The sequence below is a fragment of the Pseudomonas sp. A-B-19 genome (assembly GCF_019947515.1).
Taxonomy (GTDB): Bacteria; Pseudomonadota; Gammaproteobacteria; order Pseudomonadales; family Pseudomonadaceae; genus Aquipseudomonas.
In genome coordinates, this window is the sequence record NZ_JAGYGN010000002.1 from 81,464 (window position 1) to 98,587 (window position 17,124).

The following is a 17,124-nucleotide window of genomic DNA, read 5'->3' on the forward strand; positions in this document are numbered from 1 at the left end:
GGTTTTTGTTTGTTTAAAATTCCCCAAGAGCGTCTTACATCCCGTCGTAAATTTCCCGCGAAATTTGAACGAAGCGTTTATTCAAACCCTTGTCAGCCGCCAGTAGACTCGCGTTCATGAAAAAGAACACTAGCGGCCCACGCTTCAAGGCACTCCTCAAAGCAGCGAACATCACGACCACCGGATTTGCCGAATTCCTGGATACGGCTCCGCAAAATGTCCATAACTGGTACACCCGCGGCGTGCCCGCCCATTGCATGGAAGAAGTCGCCAGAAAACTCTCCGTCAGCAGCGACTGGCTGAAAACCGGCGAAGGCTCGAAAGACGCCCAACACCTGCGCCTGCTCGACGAATCCGGCAACACCTTCGATGCCCAGACCATCCGTGGTGTCTACACGGTGATCGAGCCGGTCGACATCGAACTGCCGTTCTACAAAGAAGTTTTTACCGCCCCCGGCTCCAACAGAACCCACGTCATAGAAGACCCCGAGCAATCCATCCGCCTGCCCCGCAGCCACCTCGACTCCCTGGAAATCAACCACGCCGACGCCATCTGTGCCGTCATGAGCGGGAACAGCATGGGCGAGAAAATTGAAGACGGTTCGACCCTGGCGATCGACCGTGGCCTGACCCAGATTATCGATGGCGAGATCTACGCCATCGAACATGACGGCATGCTACGCATCAAGTACCTGCACCGACTACCGGGCAACTCCCTGCGACTGCGCAGCCACAACCGCGCCGAATACCCGGATGAAATCTTCAGAGCCGCACAAATCGAAGAGCAGAACATCAGGGTGCTGGGCTGGGTGTTCTGGTGGTCGACCCTGAACAAACGGCGACCGACGGTGCCCTTTCTTTAAGCGCTCCAGAACGCCCATCGGCCGCCCACCCGGGTGGCCAAACGGCTCTGCCCTGCAGTTCTCGCTGGGAATTTCCATCAAACCTGCGTATGCTGCGCCCCACATTTGCGCATCGACCCGCCCTGCGGCCCAGATGCACTGACCTGACAGATGACTTTCTCATCAGGTCCCACAGCCGGACGCAAGATCCGGGTGTACGTTTTGAAGGCTGGCGCGGTTTACCAAAAATGATCCAAGCCCGTCCCCGAGAAGCCGGCCACAAGCCGGCTTTTTAATGTCTGAAAGAAAGTGATTCGCGAATCACTCAATTTCTTCAGTATTCAGCGCATAAAACTCCTGCAGCTTGGCTTGCAACAGTTTCTTGTCCGGCAATTGCGTGTGGTACTCCGCGATCAAGGCAGGAGACAGTGAGCGGTTCAGGGCGTACTCGACGATTTCGTCCTCTTTGCTTGCGCACAACAATACGCCGAGCGCCGGGTTTTCGTGTGGCTTGCGGACGTTGCGGTCCAACGCTTCAAGATAAAAATCCATCTTCCCCAGGTATTCCGGCTCAAAGCGCCCGACCTTGAGTTCGATCGCCACCAGGCAGTTCAGCCCACGGTGGAAAAACAACAGATCCAGCGCAAAGTCCCGCCCACCTACCTGCAACGGGTATTGCGATCCAACAAAGCAGAAGTCCCTGCCCAGTTCGATCAGAAAATCCCTGAGCTTATGCAGCAGGCCTCCATGCAAGTCTGTTTCTGCATGACCACGCTCCAGAGCTAGAAACTCGACCACGTAGGCATCCTTGAACACGTCCAGAGCCTGGGGATGAATTTGTCTCAGCGGTGCTGAGACTTTTGCCGGGCTGACCACTGAACGCTCAAACAGAGCCGCCTTGAACTGCCGCTCCAGTTCGCGGCTCGACCACTTCTCCTGGATTGCCATGCGCAGGTAAAACTCTCGTTCCTCCGGGCGTTTGCTCTGGTTGAGGATGATCAGATTCTGGGTCCAGGGTAATTGTCGCAGCAGTGCTGCGACTTTTGCGTCTTGCCTATAAGTCTCGTAAAACTTGCGCATGCGAAAAAGATTCGCACGAGTGAACCCCCGTAATCCAGGCTGCGTATAGGCCAGGTGCTGAGCCAGTTGTGCCACCACCCCATCACCCCACTCCGCCGCTTCAATTTTGCGACTGATGTAGGCCCCAACCTGCCAGTGCAACTCAATCAGCTCGGTGTTGACCGCCTGCATGGCGCGTTGTCGCGCGGTCACGATCAGTTGGGTGATTTCGTTGAAAGCAGAATCGAGAGAAGTATCGCTACGAAGATCGTTCACGTCAGAGCATTTCCATGTCAGTTGGAGAGCCCTTTCAATTACTCCTGATACCGATGCAGGAACATTCACAATGTATTTCTGCATGAAACAACGCTAATAGGCCTCCACCTCGCCGTGTGCAAAGCCTGCGCAAGTTGAACCTCAACCTCACGGATAACTGAACGACTTCACCAACGTCAACTCCCCCACCGCACGCATCGGTACAAGGAACGTCTCCATCTTCTCGCTCGGCGTGCCTTCCTCGGTAATCACCGTCACCTGCGCGGTGGTCAGCGCTTGCCCCGCGTCTTCCTGCCCTTCTTCATCACGGCTGTAGCCGCCGCCAAAGTAGTTCACGTAGACCAGATATTGCCCCTTGATCGGTGCGGGCATGGCGAAGATTTCCGGGCCGTAGCCGGTGGTGACGTCTACGTCGAGCGCAGCGCCGTTGGGGGCGACGCGGTCGCCGTACCAGATGTGCGCGCCGTCGGGGGTGATCAGGTGCAGGTCGAGGTCGGTGTTGTCGCTGTCCCACGCCAGTAATACGCGCAATTTGGCGGGGGTCGCACCGCCACTGCTGTTAAGCAATTGCGTGCGGTGACGTTGTTGGCCATCGGGGCTGCGAACCTCGACGCTGTTGCTGCCGCTGGGGAATGAGAACGGGCGATCGAAGCGGCCGGCCGGGTCGATTTTCAGCGGCATGCTCACTCCGTTGACGATCAACCTGCCGGGCTCTGTGGATTTGGCTGTGGCTTTGATCTGCCCGCTGATGCGAGCGGTGTTGGCCTGCCCTGCCGGGGTATTCACCGACGAGGCCGGGTAGTTGACGATCTGCCGGAAGTTTTCCCCTTCGCCCTCAGGCGCGCCGGTGCGCCAACCGCCTGCGGGGGTGTCGAGTTTGACGCTGTCCGCCGCCATCACCGATGGCAACGCCAGCAGCGAACAGAGCAACAGCAAGACCTGTGGATAACGGAGTTTCATGGACTATTCCAGCAAGAGGTGGCGGGCGAGCCCTTCGATGTAGGTTTCATCCTGGCCATTGGGGTGTGCTTCGAAGGCCAGGTGCAGGTATTCGTGGGTCAGGTCGAGGCGGTCTTGCAGTGTCTGCGCGCCACGCACGTAGATGCGCTGACGTTCGCGGTCGACATAGGGGCGGCCGAAGGCCAGGTGGCAGACGGCGAAGGTGCTGACTTCGTTGTAGCCGGTTTCGCTTTCAAGTTTTGGGCGCCAGCCGCGCCGTTGTTTCTGCAGCCATGCTTGTGCGGCGGGCAACGCTTCGCAGGACGCGACCGGGTTGTCCCAGCGGCTGAGACTGGCGCGTGGGTAGGCGTGCAGCAGGATGGCGTCGTAGCGCTGGCCGGCACGGGCCTGTTCGACGGCTTGCTGCCAGGACAGTTTGTCCGGGCCGGGTTGATCGGAATGGTAGGTGACGGTGCTGCCCGCCAGCACCAGGTCGCTGGTCCAGGCGGCGATGTCGCGCGACTCGGACGCCGCCGGACGCGGTGCAACTCGCTGGCGGCTGCTGCTGTCGTCGATGCTCAGGCAGTCTCCGCTGCGCGTGGCGTTTTGCAGCAGATAGGTGCGGATGGCCACGGCCAGGGCTTTGGCGGCTTCGACCGGTTCGGCACTGGCTTCGCGCTGGAGAACACGGGCGACGTATTCTTCGCGATCCAGCCGGGCGACGAGCTTGTCGTTGAGCAGAAACAGCTCGCCGTCGCTGTGAATATCCAGCGCATTACCGTTGGCGAATTCAACGCGGTAGTCACCCTGCAACGCTCCGGAAGTCACCGTTGCGCCCCCTGACAGCACGCGCCGAAGGGGATAGCGCGAGAACAGATCGACCTCTACGCATTTCCCTGCGTCTGCTGGCCATGAAACGGGAATCACCGTAGACAATGCCTGCGCGTAATCACGCAGTACCCGCTGACTGGTGCCCCGTCCTCCGGACCAGACTGGTGTGCCATCCACCGTCCAGCCGGCAAACCCGCCCTGTCGCGATGTTGCGTCCTGATCCGCCAACCAGCTCCAGGTCTTCACCCGCAGGCGGCTTCCGAGTTCGCCGACGACTTGGCCATCAGCGGCATTGAGCACCACATCGAGCAACACACGCCGGGATTGATCCTGCGCCGGCAGCACGGCCAACACCTTCAACAGTTCCGCCACCGAAACCCGGGTAGCCGGTTGCAACGAAGGCAAATCCAGCAACCATTGCGGCGCCTGTCGCGCCTGCCAATAGGCTCGCCATACTGCATCGTTGATGCCCAGCCGCGTGGGCTCGAAATACAAACCGCACGACTTCACCAATGCCTGGTCACGCTCGATCTTGCTGCCCGCCGTGCAGCAATAAACTTCTTCCTTCGACTGGCCGCGACATTCATAAGCCGGCTCTCGGGCACCGGTATCCACCAGCCAGGCGTAGACAAATAACTTCCACACGCTGCCCAGCGGCGTCTGCAAGGTCTGCGGCAATGGCTCGCGGGTGATCACCTGTGTTCGGCCGAGCGCCAACAAATCGCCCTTGAAGGCCAGGCGCAGCGGTTCGTCCTGCGCCGTTGCCAGCACAGGGATCAAACACAGCAGCCCACCTATCAGCAGTCTGTGCACGTTAGTGAACCGTGACCTGGCCAAGGGCTGCCTTTTGTTCCACTGCCTGATGCTGCGGCGCATACACCTGCGTGAAACGTACCGGCGGCAAACTGAACTGCCCCTTCTGCGAGAAACGCACCAAGTGCCGCAGACGCAACTCGCCACTCAAGGCATCGACCGGAACGGCATAAGCCATTTGCCCCGGTTCGAAACGCGCCTTCTCCAGCGCCGTCGGCTCGGTGCCGGCCTTGCCCATGAGCTTGATGCCCCAGGTCGTGCGCTCGACATCGGCACCGGGCGGCAACGGCACCTCCAACATGCCGTAGCGCAACGGTCTGGCGGCTTTGCTGGTGACGATCACTTCATCGAGATAGAGGTTGTCGCTGGACAGCGGCGCGTTGCCGACCGCTTCGAGTTTGAAGGTGAAGGCCTCATCCCCCGGTACCAGTCGCGACAGGCGACGGGTGATGGTCACAGCCATCGAATCGACCACCGGCTGCTGGCTGCGGTAGCTCAATGCAGCGCGCAGCGGGCGCTCTTGCGCCCCGGGCAGCGTCAATACCGTCGGCACGGGTGCAGCCCCCTGCCACGTCCAATACATCTCACCAGAAACCCCATACTGTTTCTTCCAGCCTTCACCCGGCGCCAATGCAATGGTGGGCGATGCCTGCTCGATGCTGCGTTGCAGCCAGGTCAACGCCAAGGCCCGTTCGAGCGTGGATTGCTGTGGCAGCAAGCGTTGCAGCAAGGCCTGGGCGTGAGCCTGATCGAAGGGTTGCAGCGACAGGTTCAACGCTTCGGCAAACGGCTGGGAACTGACCGCCAGACGCTGCTGCGCGTCGGCCAGTTGCCGATTGAACGCGTCCGGCAAAGCGACCTTCGCTTGCCTGGCCAGCGATGCCGTCAGCACTCGCGCGGCAGCCAGGCCCAGGGCTGAATCGGGATCGCTCATGACGAGGCTGTCTTCGCCGTTATCCATCAGGTTCGCGGCAGTGCCCTCGCCCGCTTTCGCCAGGTCATCCATCAAGCCACTGAGCAAGGTGTTGACCGGCAACTGCATCTGCCGGGCGAACGACAGAATCAGCGCCCGCTGCAACAGCGGCGTGTTTTTCGCCTGCTTGGCGTAGACCTCCAGCACCCGCTGCCAATGCTCCGGCGGCAGGCTCAGTTCCAGCACCTGGCTGGCGTGCCAGTCGGCGTAATAGGCGTAGGCGGTGAGGAAGGCATCCGGCTCGCCGTCCATGCCCCACCAGGTGAAGCTCGCCGAAGGACCGGCCATTTGCACCAGGCGCAGGCGACTGTTTTGCATGATCAGGCGCAGGCGATCGCGGATCTGCGGATTCGCCGCCAGCGTCGGGTAGGCGATGCTCAACGGCAACAGGCGACTGGCAGTCTGCTCGACGCCGCCGTAGGGGTAGCTCAACAGGTCGTCGAGGGCCGAACGGAACAACGCTTGCGGACTGTCATCCAGACGCAGGCGGATCTCACTGGCGTCTGTCGGCAGCGTCAGCGGCGTATCGCCCTCACCCACATCAAGGCTCTGGGTTTGAATCACCTGCCAGCCTTCACCGCTCGTGCTCAGGCGCACCGCCAGGGCATCAGCGGTTTTGCCATCCTGCACCAACTCGGCGCTCCACTCGCCATTGGCCAGTTCAAAGGTCGGCAACGGGATGTAGTTGATGCCGCTGTTGAGGGTCACAGGCACGCGCTGTTCGTTGCCGGCGTAACGGGTTACCAGTTCGGCTTTGACCGGTTTCTCGGCCTGACTGAAAGCAAATACGCCGAGATCCGGTTTGTCGCCGGCGCGGAATCGAGTCGGACCGCTCCACTTCAGGTACAAAGGTTTTTCCGATCGCACGAATTGCTTCTTCTGCCCGACCTGACCGCCATCAGCGATGGCCCTGGCGGTGATGCGCCAGCGGGTCAGGGAGTCCGGCATCTTGAAGGTGAAACGGGTTTTGCCGTTGGCATCGGTCAGCAATTCAGGTTGCCACGCCGCCGTGTCGACGTCCTCGCGACGCGGCCGCTCCAGCACCTTCACGCCGCGCTCACTGCGATTGGCTTTGCCCGGTGCACCGGGGCTGCCCGGCAGAGCGACGTCATAACTGATGAACGACAAACTGGCACTGGTGCGCACGTTGTTGCGCCGTGGGTGATAGAAGAACTGGTCGATGCTCGGTGCGACTTCCGGTTGCAGGGCATAGACCATTTCATCGACCACGCTGACCGTCAGGTGCGCGGGAATCGCTTTGCCGGCGAACCGGGTGGTCAGGTCCACCGAGACGGTTTCGCCCGGCTGGTAGGTTTGCTTATCCGTGGTGATGACCACGTCGATCTGTGGCGTGACCACCTTGATGCCGGCGTTCTGGAAACTGTATTGGCCGCCCTTGGTGTACAACACCGAGAAGGTCAGGTTCGGCGCGAAACCGTCCTTCACCGGGATGCGCGCGCGGTATTGGGTATCGCTGAGTTTTTCCAGTTTCAGCCAGTCACCGCCCCTGGACAGCAGCGCGGTCGCTTCGACCTTGTCCCGCTCTAGCGACAGCAAGGCATCGACGACCGGTTCCGGGAAAGTGATCAGCGCCAGTGCTTCATCGCCTGCGATGTACTCGGGCTTGTCGAGGACGATTTCCACAGTGCCGGGTACGGCTTTGACACCTTCTCCGGTAACCGAATGACCGGTGGCACCGACCACTCGGCCATGATCATCCTTGAGCGTCAGGTTGTAGGTGCCCGGCCGGTCAAAGGCCAGGGTGAAGCCCTTGTCGGTTGCTGCGAGTTTGCCTTCGCCGGTGCTCTGGTCCTCCAAACGCACCCAGCCAAAGCTGCCCGGCGTAACGGCGTCGACCTGCTCGCCTTCGCGGGTGTAGCTGAAGGCAACCTTGTCACCCACCGCGCTGAAGCGTTGAAGCGCGCTCAAGCGGAAATTCGCCGCGCCACGGTCGATCAGGATTTCCTTGGTGGTCTTGACCCGATACGCCGCGCCGTCGCTGGCAAACACCGTGAGCATGTAGCGACTCGGTTTGTCGGCGGCCGGCAAGTCGAGGGCCGCATTGCCCTTGGCGTCGGTGGTCAGTTCGGTGCTGGTCAGCTCCACCGGAAATTGCCCGAGGTATTGCAGTTCGTTGTCGACCATCGACAGCTGTTGGGCGCGCAGGCTCAGGCTCAATTTCGCATTGGCCACCGGCTTGCCGTCCGGGTACAGCAGCACCAGATTGCCCTTCACCGGTTCGCCAGTACGGTAATCCTGCTTGGCCAGATTGAGCGAAATTTCGAAGTGCGGCTTGATATATTCAGCGACGCGAAAGGCGCTGCTATAGGCCTGATCCTTGTAGCTGAAACGCAGTTCATAACCACCGGCCACGGCGTCGTCCGGTAACTGGAAACGGCCCTGGGTGCCGGCCCTGGAGTCGAGCTTCAAGTCGAGGGATTGCAGTGCCGTGCCGGTTGCATCCAGCACGGTCACGTTGACGTCGGCTGCGCCTGGCTGCACCGAGTCCCGTGCGTTCTTGAACTCCCGCCCAACGATTTTCAGCGACACCCAATCCCCCGGCCGATACAGCGGCCGGTCGGTGAAGGCATAGAGTTTGGTGTCGTAGATTTCGCTGTCGTAGTAGAAGTTCTCGGAGACGAACACCCCACCCTCTTCGTCCTCGCCGATCACGAACGAACGCTCGGGACTGACGTGTTTCAAACGCAGCAAGCCGTCGATATCGGTGGCCCCGCTGCTCATCACACCGAGGCCATCGGTCCACAGCACATTGACCTTCGGCACCGAACTGCCTTCGTGTTTGCGCGCGGCCCACACCAGCAATTCGTCACCGGCAATCTTGCTCACCGCCACGGTGTTGGAGACGAACACCATGGTGGTCGCGCGGTACTTGCCGATCAGCGCTTCCACCAGATAAAGACCCGGTTTGAGATTACCCAGCGGGATGTACACGTTGCCCGGCGCGACGCTGACGAACTCACTGGAAGAACCGGCCAGGTTCACCCCGGCAGGTGGCTGGATCGGTTTGGCCTGCCACAACGGATAACGGAACTGGCTGACCACCGGCAACCCCGGTATCAGCGCGAATTGCGGCTGCGCATCGTAGGGCGTTGGCGCGGACATCGCGTCGCCCATCTTCAGTTCCGGCACTTGCTCGGTGACTTGTTTACGCGACTCGTAGGAAAACGCCCGCTGCATCACCCGACGGGATTTGCGATACCAGTTGTCCCACAGGTAAGCGAGGGTATTGGACAGGCCTTCACCCTTGAACTGGCCATCGCTGACTACCCGATGCAGGTTCTTCTGACGCTTGAGGAAGTCCAGCGGTTTGTCGATGCGATACACCCGAATATCGGCGCCGCCGTAGGGTTCCATGCGAAACCGGCGATAGTCGCGGCCCGGTGCTTCGAGGCGCACCATCGCCGGTTCATCGCTGGCAAAGCTGCTGTCGGCCAGCAGGAAAAAACTCTCGCCGGCCACCGGCGCATAGCCGCTGGCCGGGACCGAGTCTTCGGCGCAAGCCGCCGAGAACGGCAGCACCAATACCAACAGCAGAGACAGAAAACGCAGCATTCGGGCACCGGTCATTGGGAAAGAAAATTCAGTCGATAGACGCCGATGAAGTTGGGGTTGGCTGCGTCGGGTATCCATCGGGTGTCCTTCCATGTCATGAGTTGCTGCAGGCTTGCCGAACGCATGCCGTTGTCGGTGGGTGTGCTGGTGCCGGTGTGATAGGCGATGTAGCGGCCCATCCAGATCATCAGGTGCTGGTCATCGCCCTGATCGAAAAACATCAGATCGCCTGGGCGTGCCTGAGCCACATCGCGGCTGACCAGATGGCTGTTGAACTGGATCAATTTGATCGCATTGACGTACGGCCCGACCTTGCCGCCGCCCTGCTGCCATTGCCGGGCAAGACCGCGCTGGGCGTCGCTCAGTTGCAGCTCCGGCGGCAGGTAGCGATTGGACAGGCCATTGCTGCGCAGCCATTTGTCGTCATGGACTTTCAGCGCTTCGTTAGCGGCGAAGCGCACCAGCCCGGCGCAATCCTGCTGATACCAACGGGGGCTCGGGCCCTGGCTCAGTTGCTCCTGGGCGATGCGCACGAACCAGGCGCGGAACACCTGGGATTGCTGCGGGTCGAGCGACGGTGCCTCGACAGCGCGAGCAGCCGCGCTCAGCAACAGTGCCAGCAGGCCGAGACTTCGGATCAATGCCGTCACAGGGCTTTCCACTCCAGCGGCAGCCACTGCCAATGGCCGTCGGGCTCGCTGCCTTCGGGCAAGGTCAGGGCGTATTTACCGTAGCCGCCGAGCTTGCGCAGTTTCGGGATCAGCCAGGTTTGCGCGGCGTTATAGAACACCGGCTCCATATCCTGGGGCAGGCTGTCGAGGGTTTCCTGCTGCATCAGTTGCACCATGGAATCCGGGCCGAAATAGACCGGCATCAGCAGGTCTTTGGGCACCAAGTCGGCCATCGGCGGGAAGCGTTTGTCGAGGGTGCCGAGGGCCTTGTCCACCAGCTTGTCGTCGAGGGAAAACAGCAGCGTCGAACCGTGACGCGCCAGGCTCACGCGCATGAATGCCTTGCCGGTGATGGCATCGGGGGCTTCAGCTTCCTTGGCCGCATAGGGACCGAAACCGGAGCTGACCTGGCGTTGCCACTGATGGCCCTGGCCTTGCTGTTTCTCCACCACCGGGAAGGCCCCGTCTTCGACATTGGGCTCAAAGGCGCCGACCATCGAGCCGAACAGGCTGCCCAGGTCTCCATCCAGTTTGCCGCTGTCGTCATCGTTGAGGCTGGCCACCAGCAAGGGCGTGTACAGCCGCGAATCGGCATACCAGCACAGGCCCGCTGCGCCGGCCATGTGTTCGGTCAGCGCCTGGGCCACCTTCTCCTGGGCACCGAGTTTCACCAGCAGCGGCTTCTGTTGTTCGGCAGCCAGCGGCAACGCCACGCAAGCGCTGGCGCCCATGGGCATGGCTTGCCAGATCGGTTTGAAATCGAAGTCCGGCTGATTCTCCAGTTCGTCCATGGCCAGGAAGCTGTGCCAGCCCTTGTCATCCATATCGAAACGCAGGCCGGCGAAGTTCGGGATGAAACGCTGGTAACCCATTGCCAGCACGCTGGCATTGACCGACAGGCGTTGTTTCACCTGCGGCGCACGCGGCGGCAGGCCGAAGGCCTCGGGGAACAGTTTGTCGCCATTGAGCAGCGCGGCAATGGCCGTGGTCGACACGCTGCCCGGTTCCTCCGATGCACCGCCCTGCGGATCGTAGAGTTTCGCTGGATTGGACAGCACCACCAATTTATCGCCATGGGACGCAAACAGCAGCGCCTTGCTGGCGTTGTAGCCGAGTTGATAGAGCGCTACGTCGTCGGTGCCGACTTTCACGTCAGCGACCTTGCTCAACTGCGAGTCGTCCAGCGCCACTTTGGCCAGCGGCTCCAGTACCTTGGCCAGCCCGCCGCGATCCATCACCAGCAGGAAATCCTTGAGCCGCCCATCCGCCCCTCGCCACAGCGCTACGTCGGCCGGTTGATCGAACAGTTGCTCGATCAAGGTGTCCTGCAGTTTCAGGTCATGTTCGTAGATGATCCGCCGCAAGCTGCCGATCAACCCCAGGCGGTCGGCGTGGCTTTCGTAATAGAAGACGAAATCTTCGGTCAGGGTTTCCTTGAGGAACGGCACTGCCAGCAAATCCTTGGGCAACTGGCTCAGGGAACGGGTTTCCAGCAAGCCATCCGGGCGGCTCATGCCCAGCTTGTCACTGGCCAACACAGGCGCCGGGGCCTTGGGCTTGTGCATGAACCACCCCACCCCACCAGCCACGACAACGACCAGGCATAACCCGATCAGCAGCGTCGGCCAGTGCAGGGAAGGTTTGGCCGCGGGTGTGCCAGCGGCCGGAGTAACAGTGCTATCACTCATGTTCACAAAACCCGATGTTCATCCGTGGAGCGGGGATGCTTAGTAGTTGAAAGTCTTGACCAGCAGCAGGTCGCCGATTGCGCGCAGGGGCACGATGAATGTCTCGCGTTTTTCATCGACGGTGTTTTCGTTGAGCACCAGGTTGATCTGCGAGGTAATCACCTCCTTCTGGTTGCCAGACTCATCGAAGTTATAGCCGTCGCTGCCGAAGTTGCCCCAATAGTTCACGTAAACCATATAGGTGCCACGCAGCGGTGCGGTCATGGTGAACATTTCCGGACCCGGGCCATCAACGCCGTCAGGGTCGAGGCCGCCGCCATTGGTCAAGGCCGAATGCGCCCAGAAGGCATGCTGGCCATCGGGCGTGACGATGTGCAGGTCGAGTTCGGCCTTCGGATCGTCCCAACCCAGCGCCACGCGAATCCGCGCCGGAGTACGCAGGTTGTTGGCTTCATAGAATTGAACACGCTTGAGGGACTGGCCTTCGGCGCTGCGGATTTCGACACTATTGGAGCCGGCGCCAAACGCGTAGGGCCGGGCAAAACGCCCCTGCTCGTCGGTGTAGAGGTTCAGCGGATTGCCGTTGACCGCCAACGTGTGTGGCCCGCGCTGGGTGCCGAGGGCCTTGAGCCGGCCTTCGATCATCGTGCGGTTGCGTTGCACACCCCGATCAATCGGCGGCGTGGGATAGGCGACTTGCGGGTTTTCGCTACGGTCCAGCAGACTGTTGTAACGCCAGCCACCCACCGGTTCCGATAACTCGGCATTCAGCGCAGCCAGAATCACGGGCGCGATAGCCAACCCGATCAGCAGCAAAAGAAATGAACGCATGCGACGCCTCCTGCCATGCATGACGAAACCTGGCGCCTGATCCTGGGCGCGTTACAGATGCCGATACTGCGTTTCGCCTGAAAGACCCGTGACTATTGGGTCGTATAGGGCTCGAAGGTTAGCCATTCGGATGTTTTTTAACAATCGGATGGCTCCGAAATTGCGCTGGGAATCACGGTAAGGGGTGGACGGTGAGCCGAATAAGTATCATATTCGGCTCATTATGTGAGCCGAATAGCCTGTCTAATCGGCTCACCATCACTTAGAGCATCAAGTTCATGACACCTCAATGGATATGGCAGCAGACTGATTGGCCGGATTTCACCTGGGATGCCGAACGCTTGGCGCCCTTGTTACGCGAATGCGTTCAAGCGCAAGGTCGGTTAATGGGTATGGCCAGTTCCGTGGGCAGTTCGTTGAGCGCACAAAGTGAACTGGATGCATTGCTGCAGAACATCGTCACCTCGTCGGCGATTGAAGGCGAACAGCTGAATGTCGGTTCAGTTCGTTCTTCATTGGCGCGGCGATTGGGGTTGGAGCTCAATGATGGAGACAACGTCAGCAAGCGCAGTGAAGGGCTCGCGCAATTAATGCTCGATGCTACCCAGCATTTCGCCGAGCCGCTGACACTTGAACGATTGCTGGATTGGCATGAGTGGCTGTTTCCAGAACAGGAAATCGGCTTGGCCGCGCAAAGCATTCGTGTAGGTGCTTTGCGCGGCAATGATCCAATGCAAGTGGTTTCCGGTCGTCTCGACAGACCGACCGTGCACTTCGAAGCACCGCCTCGCCTGGGTCTTGAGCGCCAGCTCGATACCTTCCTCGAATGGTTTGAAAGCAGCCGAAGTCAGTCCGAGCTCGATCCTTTACTGCGAGCTGGCATCGCACACTTCTGGTTTGTGACACTCCACCCGTTTGACGACGGCAACGGTCGCCTGACCAGGACGATCACCGACCTTGCATTGGCTCAAGGCGAGGCTCAGACGATCCGTTTTTATGCCATGTCGGCGAGTATTCTCGAGGATCGATCTGGCTATTACCGGGTGCTGGAAACCTGCCAGAAATCCAACACGGACATTACGGTTTGGCTCGAATGGTTCCTGCAAACTCTATTGCGCAGCCTGCAAGAGGCCATGGCACGGATCGAATCCGTGCTGGGCAAAGCGCGCTTCTGGCAGGCGCACCGGGAGTCCGAGCTGTCGACCGAGCAGACCAAAGTACTGAATCGTTTGCTGGACGGGGGGGAGCGTGGATTCGAAGGCGGGATTAGTGCGGCGCAGTATCAAGCCGTGGCGAAAGTCTCCAAAGCGACCGCGACCCGGCATCTGGCCGAACTGCTGGAAAAGGAATGCCTGCAACGCCTGCCAGGTGGCGGGCGCAGTACGCGGTATCAGATTCGCTATCCTGATAACTCGCCACTGTAGGAGAGTGCGTCGCCGTGAGTTTGCCCATACCCCCCCTATCTGCTAGTGTCGCGCCGGTTTAACGTCAACCGGAAATCGCCGCCATGGCCCGCAAAAAAGCTGCACTGGATTTCGAACAATCCCTCGCCGACCTGCAAACGCTGGTGGAGCGTCTGGAGAATGGCGAATTGTCGCTGGAGGAGTCGCTGGCCGCTTTCGAGCAGGGTATTGGTCTGACCCGCGATTGCCAGGCGGCGCTGGCCCAGGCCGAGCAAAAGGTTCAAGTGCTGCTCGAGCGTGATGGCGAGTTGGCCGAGGAACCCTTCGACGCGGATCAGCCAGAATGATTGCAGCGTACTCCGCCACCAGCCAGGCCCGCGTCAATGCGGCTCTGGAAACCCTGTTCATCGCGCCGAGCCCTGAGCTGGCGCGGCTGTATGAAGCCATGCGCTACAGCGTGATGAACGGCGGCAAACGCGTGCGTCCACTGTTGGCCTACGCCGCGTGCGAAGCGCTGGGCGGCAAGGCTGAGCAAGCCAACGGCGCAGCCTGCGCGGTGGAGTTGATCCACGCCTATTCGCTGGTGCATGACGACTTGCCGGCCATGGACGATGACGATCTGCGTCGCGGTCAGCCCACTACCCACAAGAAATTCGATGAAGCCTGCGCGATCCTCGCCGGCGACGGTTTGCAGAGCCTGGCCTTCAGCGCCCTGCTCGATCCGCGTCTGAGCGCCCCGGATGCTGAAACCCGCCTGCAAATGGTCAGCGCCCTGGCACTGGCGGCAGGCCCGGCGGGCATGGTCGGCGGTCAAGCCATCGACCTCGGTTCGGTTGGCCTCAAGCTTGACCAGAAAGCCCTGGAGTACATGCACCGGCACAAGACCGGTGCGTTGATCGAGGTCAGCGTCAAGCTTGGTGCCCTGGCCAGCGGCCGTGCCGAGAAAGACGAACTCAAGTCCCTGCAGACTTATGCACAGGCCATCGGCCTGGCATTCCAGGTGCAGGACGACATTCTCGACGTCGAAAGCGATACCGAAACCCTCGGCAAACGCCAGGGCGCCGACATTGCCCGGGACAAACCGACCTACCCGGCCCTGCTCGGCCTCGACGCCGCCAAGGCCTATGCCCGGGAGCTGCGCGACCAGGCCCTGCACGCACTGCGACCGTTTGACGCGGCGGCCGAGCCGTTGCGCGATCTGGCCCGGTATATCGTCGATCGCCGCAGCTGACGGCGAATCCGCCAAAAAAAACCAACGCGTGGGCAGGGACCGATGCATCAGGTAAACTGCCGCATCTTTTATACCTATAACGATTCGCCTGATGCCCACGACGTTTCATGAGATTCCCCGCAAACGCCCGACCACGCCCCTGCTCGACCGCGCGAAAACGCCGGACGGCCTGCGCCGGTTAGGCGAAGCCGAGCTGGAAACCCTGGCCGATGAGTTGCGCCTGGAATTGCTCTACACGGTCGGCCAGACCGGTGGGCATTTCGGTGCCGGGCTGGGCGTGATCGAGCTGACCATCGCGCTGCATTACGTCTTCGACACCCCGGACGACCGGCTGGTGTGGGACGTGGGTCATCAGGCTTATCCACACAAGATCCTCACCGGTCGTCGCGAGCGCATGGGCACCCTGCGCCAGAAGGACGGCGTTGCCGCGTTCCCGCGCCGCTCCGAGAGCGAATACGACACCTTTGGCGTCGGCCACTCCAGCACCTCGATCAGTGCCGCGCTGGGCATGGCGATTGCCGCCCGCCTGCAAAACAGCGAGCGCAAGGCCATCGCGGTGATCGGCGACGGCGCGTTGACCGCGGGCATGGCGTTCGAGGCGCTGAACCATGCGCCGGAAGTGGACGCCAACATGCTGGTGATCCTCAATGACAACGACATGTCGATCTCGCGCAACGTCGGTGGCTTGTCGAACTATCTGGCGAAGATCCTTTCCAGCCGCACCTACGCGAGCATGCGCGAAGGCAGCAAAAAAGTGCTGTCGCGTCTGCCCGGAGCCTGGGAAATCGCCCGGCGCACCGAAGAATATGCCAAAGGCATGCTGGTTCCCGGCACGCTGTTCGAAGAGCTGGGCTGGAACTACATCGGCCCGATCGATGGCCACGACCTGCCGACCCTGATCGCCACGCTACGCAACATGCGCGATCTGAAAGGTCCGCAGTTCCTGCACGTCGTCACCAAGAAAGGCAAAGGCTTCGCCCCGGCGGAAGTCGACCCGATCGGTTACCACGCCATTACCAAGCTCGAACCGCTGGACGCCCCGGCCGTTGCGCCGAAAAAGGCCAGTGGACCGAAATATTCCGGTGTGTTCGGTGAATGGCTGTGCGACATGGCGGCTGCCGATCCGCGCCTGGTCGGGATTACCCCGGCGATGAAGGAAGGCTCGGATCTGGTCGCCTTCAGCGAACGCTTCCCGCAGCGCTACTTCGACGTGGCCATTGCCGAACAGCACGCCGTCACCTTCGCGGCCGGCATGGCCTGCGAGGGTGCCAAACCCGTGGTAGCCATTTATTCGACCTTCCTGCAGCGCGGCTACGACCAGTTGGTGCATGACGTCGCCGTGCAGAACCTCGACGTACTGTTCGCTATCGACCGCGCAGGCCTGGTGGGCGAAGACGGTCCGACCCACGCCGGCAGTTTCGACCTTTCGTACCTGCGCTGCATCCCCGGCATGCTGGTGATGACTCCGAGCGATGAAAACGAGCTGCGTAAAATGCTCACCACCGGTTACCTGTATGAAGGCCCGGCGGCGGTGCGTTATCCACGCGGTAATGGCCCGAACGCGACCATCGAGAAAGACCTGGAGCCGATCGAGATCGGCAAGGGCGTTATTCGCCGCCACGGCAGCAAAGTCGCCTTGCTGGTGTTCGGCGTGCAAATGGCCGAAGCCCTGAAAGTCGCCGAGACGCTGGACGCGACCGTGGTCGACATGCGCTTCGTCAAACCGCTGGATGAGGCGCTGGTTCGCGAAATCGCCGGCAGCCACGAGCTGTTGGTGACCATCGAAGAAAACGCAATCATGGGCGGCGCCGGTGGCGCAGTCAGCGAATTCCTCGCCCGCGAAAACATCCTCAAGTCGATGCTGCACCTGGGCTTGCCCGACATCTACGTCGAACACGCCAAGCCTGCGCAAATGCTGGCCGAGTGTGGTCTGGATGAAGCCGGGATCGAGACTTCGATCCGCGAGCGCCTGCAACTGCTCAACATCTAAATCC

General features: G+C 60.9%; 12 protein-coding genes. 5 read left to right on the plus strand and 7 right to left on the minus strand.

The window, feature by feature from the left end; translation table 11 throughout:
* Positions 1–116: 116 nt before the first annotated feature.
* On the plus strand, positions 117–863 hold the full coding sequence (locus KGA81_RS02535; protein ID WP_223544436.1) for a S24 family peptidase: 747 nt from the start codon (positions 117–119) through the stop codon (positions 861–863).
* A 300-nt stretch (positions 864–1,163) separates the two neighbouring features.
* Here KGA81_RS02535 and KGA81_RS02540 read toward each other — a convergent pair whose 3' ends face one another.
* The 7 genes from KGA81_RS02540 to KGA81_RS02570 form a co-directional block, all read right to left on the minus strand.
* Positions 1,164–2,177 (minus strand): YhcG family protein, encoded by a 1,014-nt coding sequence (locus KGA81_RS02540; RefSeq protein ID WP_223544437.1) that lies wholly within the window; start codon positions 2,175–2,177, stop codon positions 1,164–1,166.
* 147 nt (positions 2,178–2,324) lie between these two features.
* On the minus strand, positions 2,325–3,137 hold the full coding sequence (locus tag KGA81_RS02545) for a YfaP family protein (RefSeq protein WP_223544438.1): 813 nt from the start codon (positions 3,135–3,137) through the stop codon (positions 2,325–2,327).
* A 3-nt stretch (positions 3,138–3,140) separates the two neighbouring features.
* Positions 3,141–4,784, minus strand: a complete 1,644-nt coding sequence (locus tag KGA81_RS02550; protein ID WP_263293211.1) for a DUF2300 domain-containing protein — start codon at positions 4,782–4,784, stop codon at positions 3,141–3,143.
* Complete coding sequence (locus KGA81_RS02555; protein ID WP_223544440.1) at positions 4,762–9,321, minus strand: alpha-2-macroglobulin family protein; 4,560 nt, start codon at positions 9,319–9,321, stop codon at positions 4,762–4,764. The genes KGA81_RS02550 and KGA81_RS02555 overlap by 23 nt, the downstream gene beginning before the upstream one ends.
* The gene (locus KGA81_RS02560; protein WP_223544441.1) at positions 9,318–9,956 is read right to left on the minus strand and encodes a DUF1175 domain-containing protein; all 639 of its coding nucleotides are present in this window, start codon (positions 9,954–9,956) and stop codon (positions 9,318–9,320) included. The genes KGA81_RS02555 and KGA81_RS02560 overlap by 4 nt, the downstream gene beginning before the upstream one ends.
* Complete coding sequence (locus KGA81_RS02565) at positions 9,953–11,665, minus strand: DUF2138 domain-containing protein (RefSeq protein ID WP_223544442.1); 1,713 nt, start codon at positions 11,663–11,665, stop codon at positions 9,953–9,955. Before KGA81_RS02565 ends, KGA81_RS02560 begins: the two co-directional genes overlap by 4 nt.
* Positions 11,666–11,704: 39 nt before the next feature.
* Positions 11,705–12,496, minus strand: coding sequence for a YfaP family protein (locus tag KGA81_RS02570; RefSeq protein ID WP_223544443.1), 792 nt, complete (start codon positions 12,494–12,496; stop codon positions 11,705–11,707).
* A 278-nt stretch (positions 12,497–12,774) separates the two neighbouring features.
* Between KGA81_RS02570 and KGA81_RS02575 the strand changes: the two genes are divergently transcribed.
* From KGA81_RS02575 to dxs, 4 genes are all read left to right on the plus strand, one after another.
* On the plus strand, positions 12,775–13,920 hold the full coding sequence (locus tag KGA81_RS02575) for a Fic family protein (RefSeq protein WP_223544444.1): 1,146 nt from the start codon (positions 12,775–12,777) through the stop codon (positions 13,918–13,920).
* 83 nt (positions 13,921–14,003) lie between these two features.
* Positions 14,004–14,246 (plus strand): exodeoxyribonuclease VII small subunit, encoded by a 243-nt coding sequence (locus tag KGA81_RS02580; protein ID WP_108216307.1) that lies wholly within the window; start codon positions 14,004–14,006, stop codon positions 14,244–14,246.
* Positions 14,243–15,130: a (2E,6E)-farnesyl diphosphate synthase gene (ispA, locus tag KGA81_RS02585; RefSeq protein WP_223544445.1), complete on the plus strand. Its 888-nt coding sequence runs from the start codon at positions 14,243–14,245 to the stop codon at positions 15,128–15,130. The genes KGA81_RS02580 and ispA overlap by 4 nt, the downstream gene beginning before the upstream one ends.
* Before the next feature lie 91 nt (positions 15,131–15,221).
* A complete protein-coding gene (gene dxs / locus KGA81_RS02590; protein ID WP_223544446.1) occupies positions 15,222–17,120 on the plus strand; it encodes a 1-deoxy-D-xylulose-5-phosphate synthase in 1,899 nt (632 codons plus the stop codon).
* Positions 17,121–17,124 lie beyond the last annotated feature (4 nt).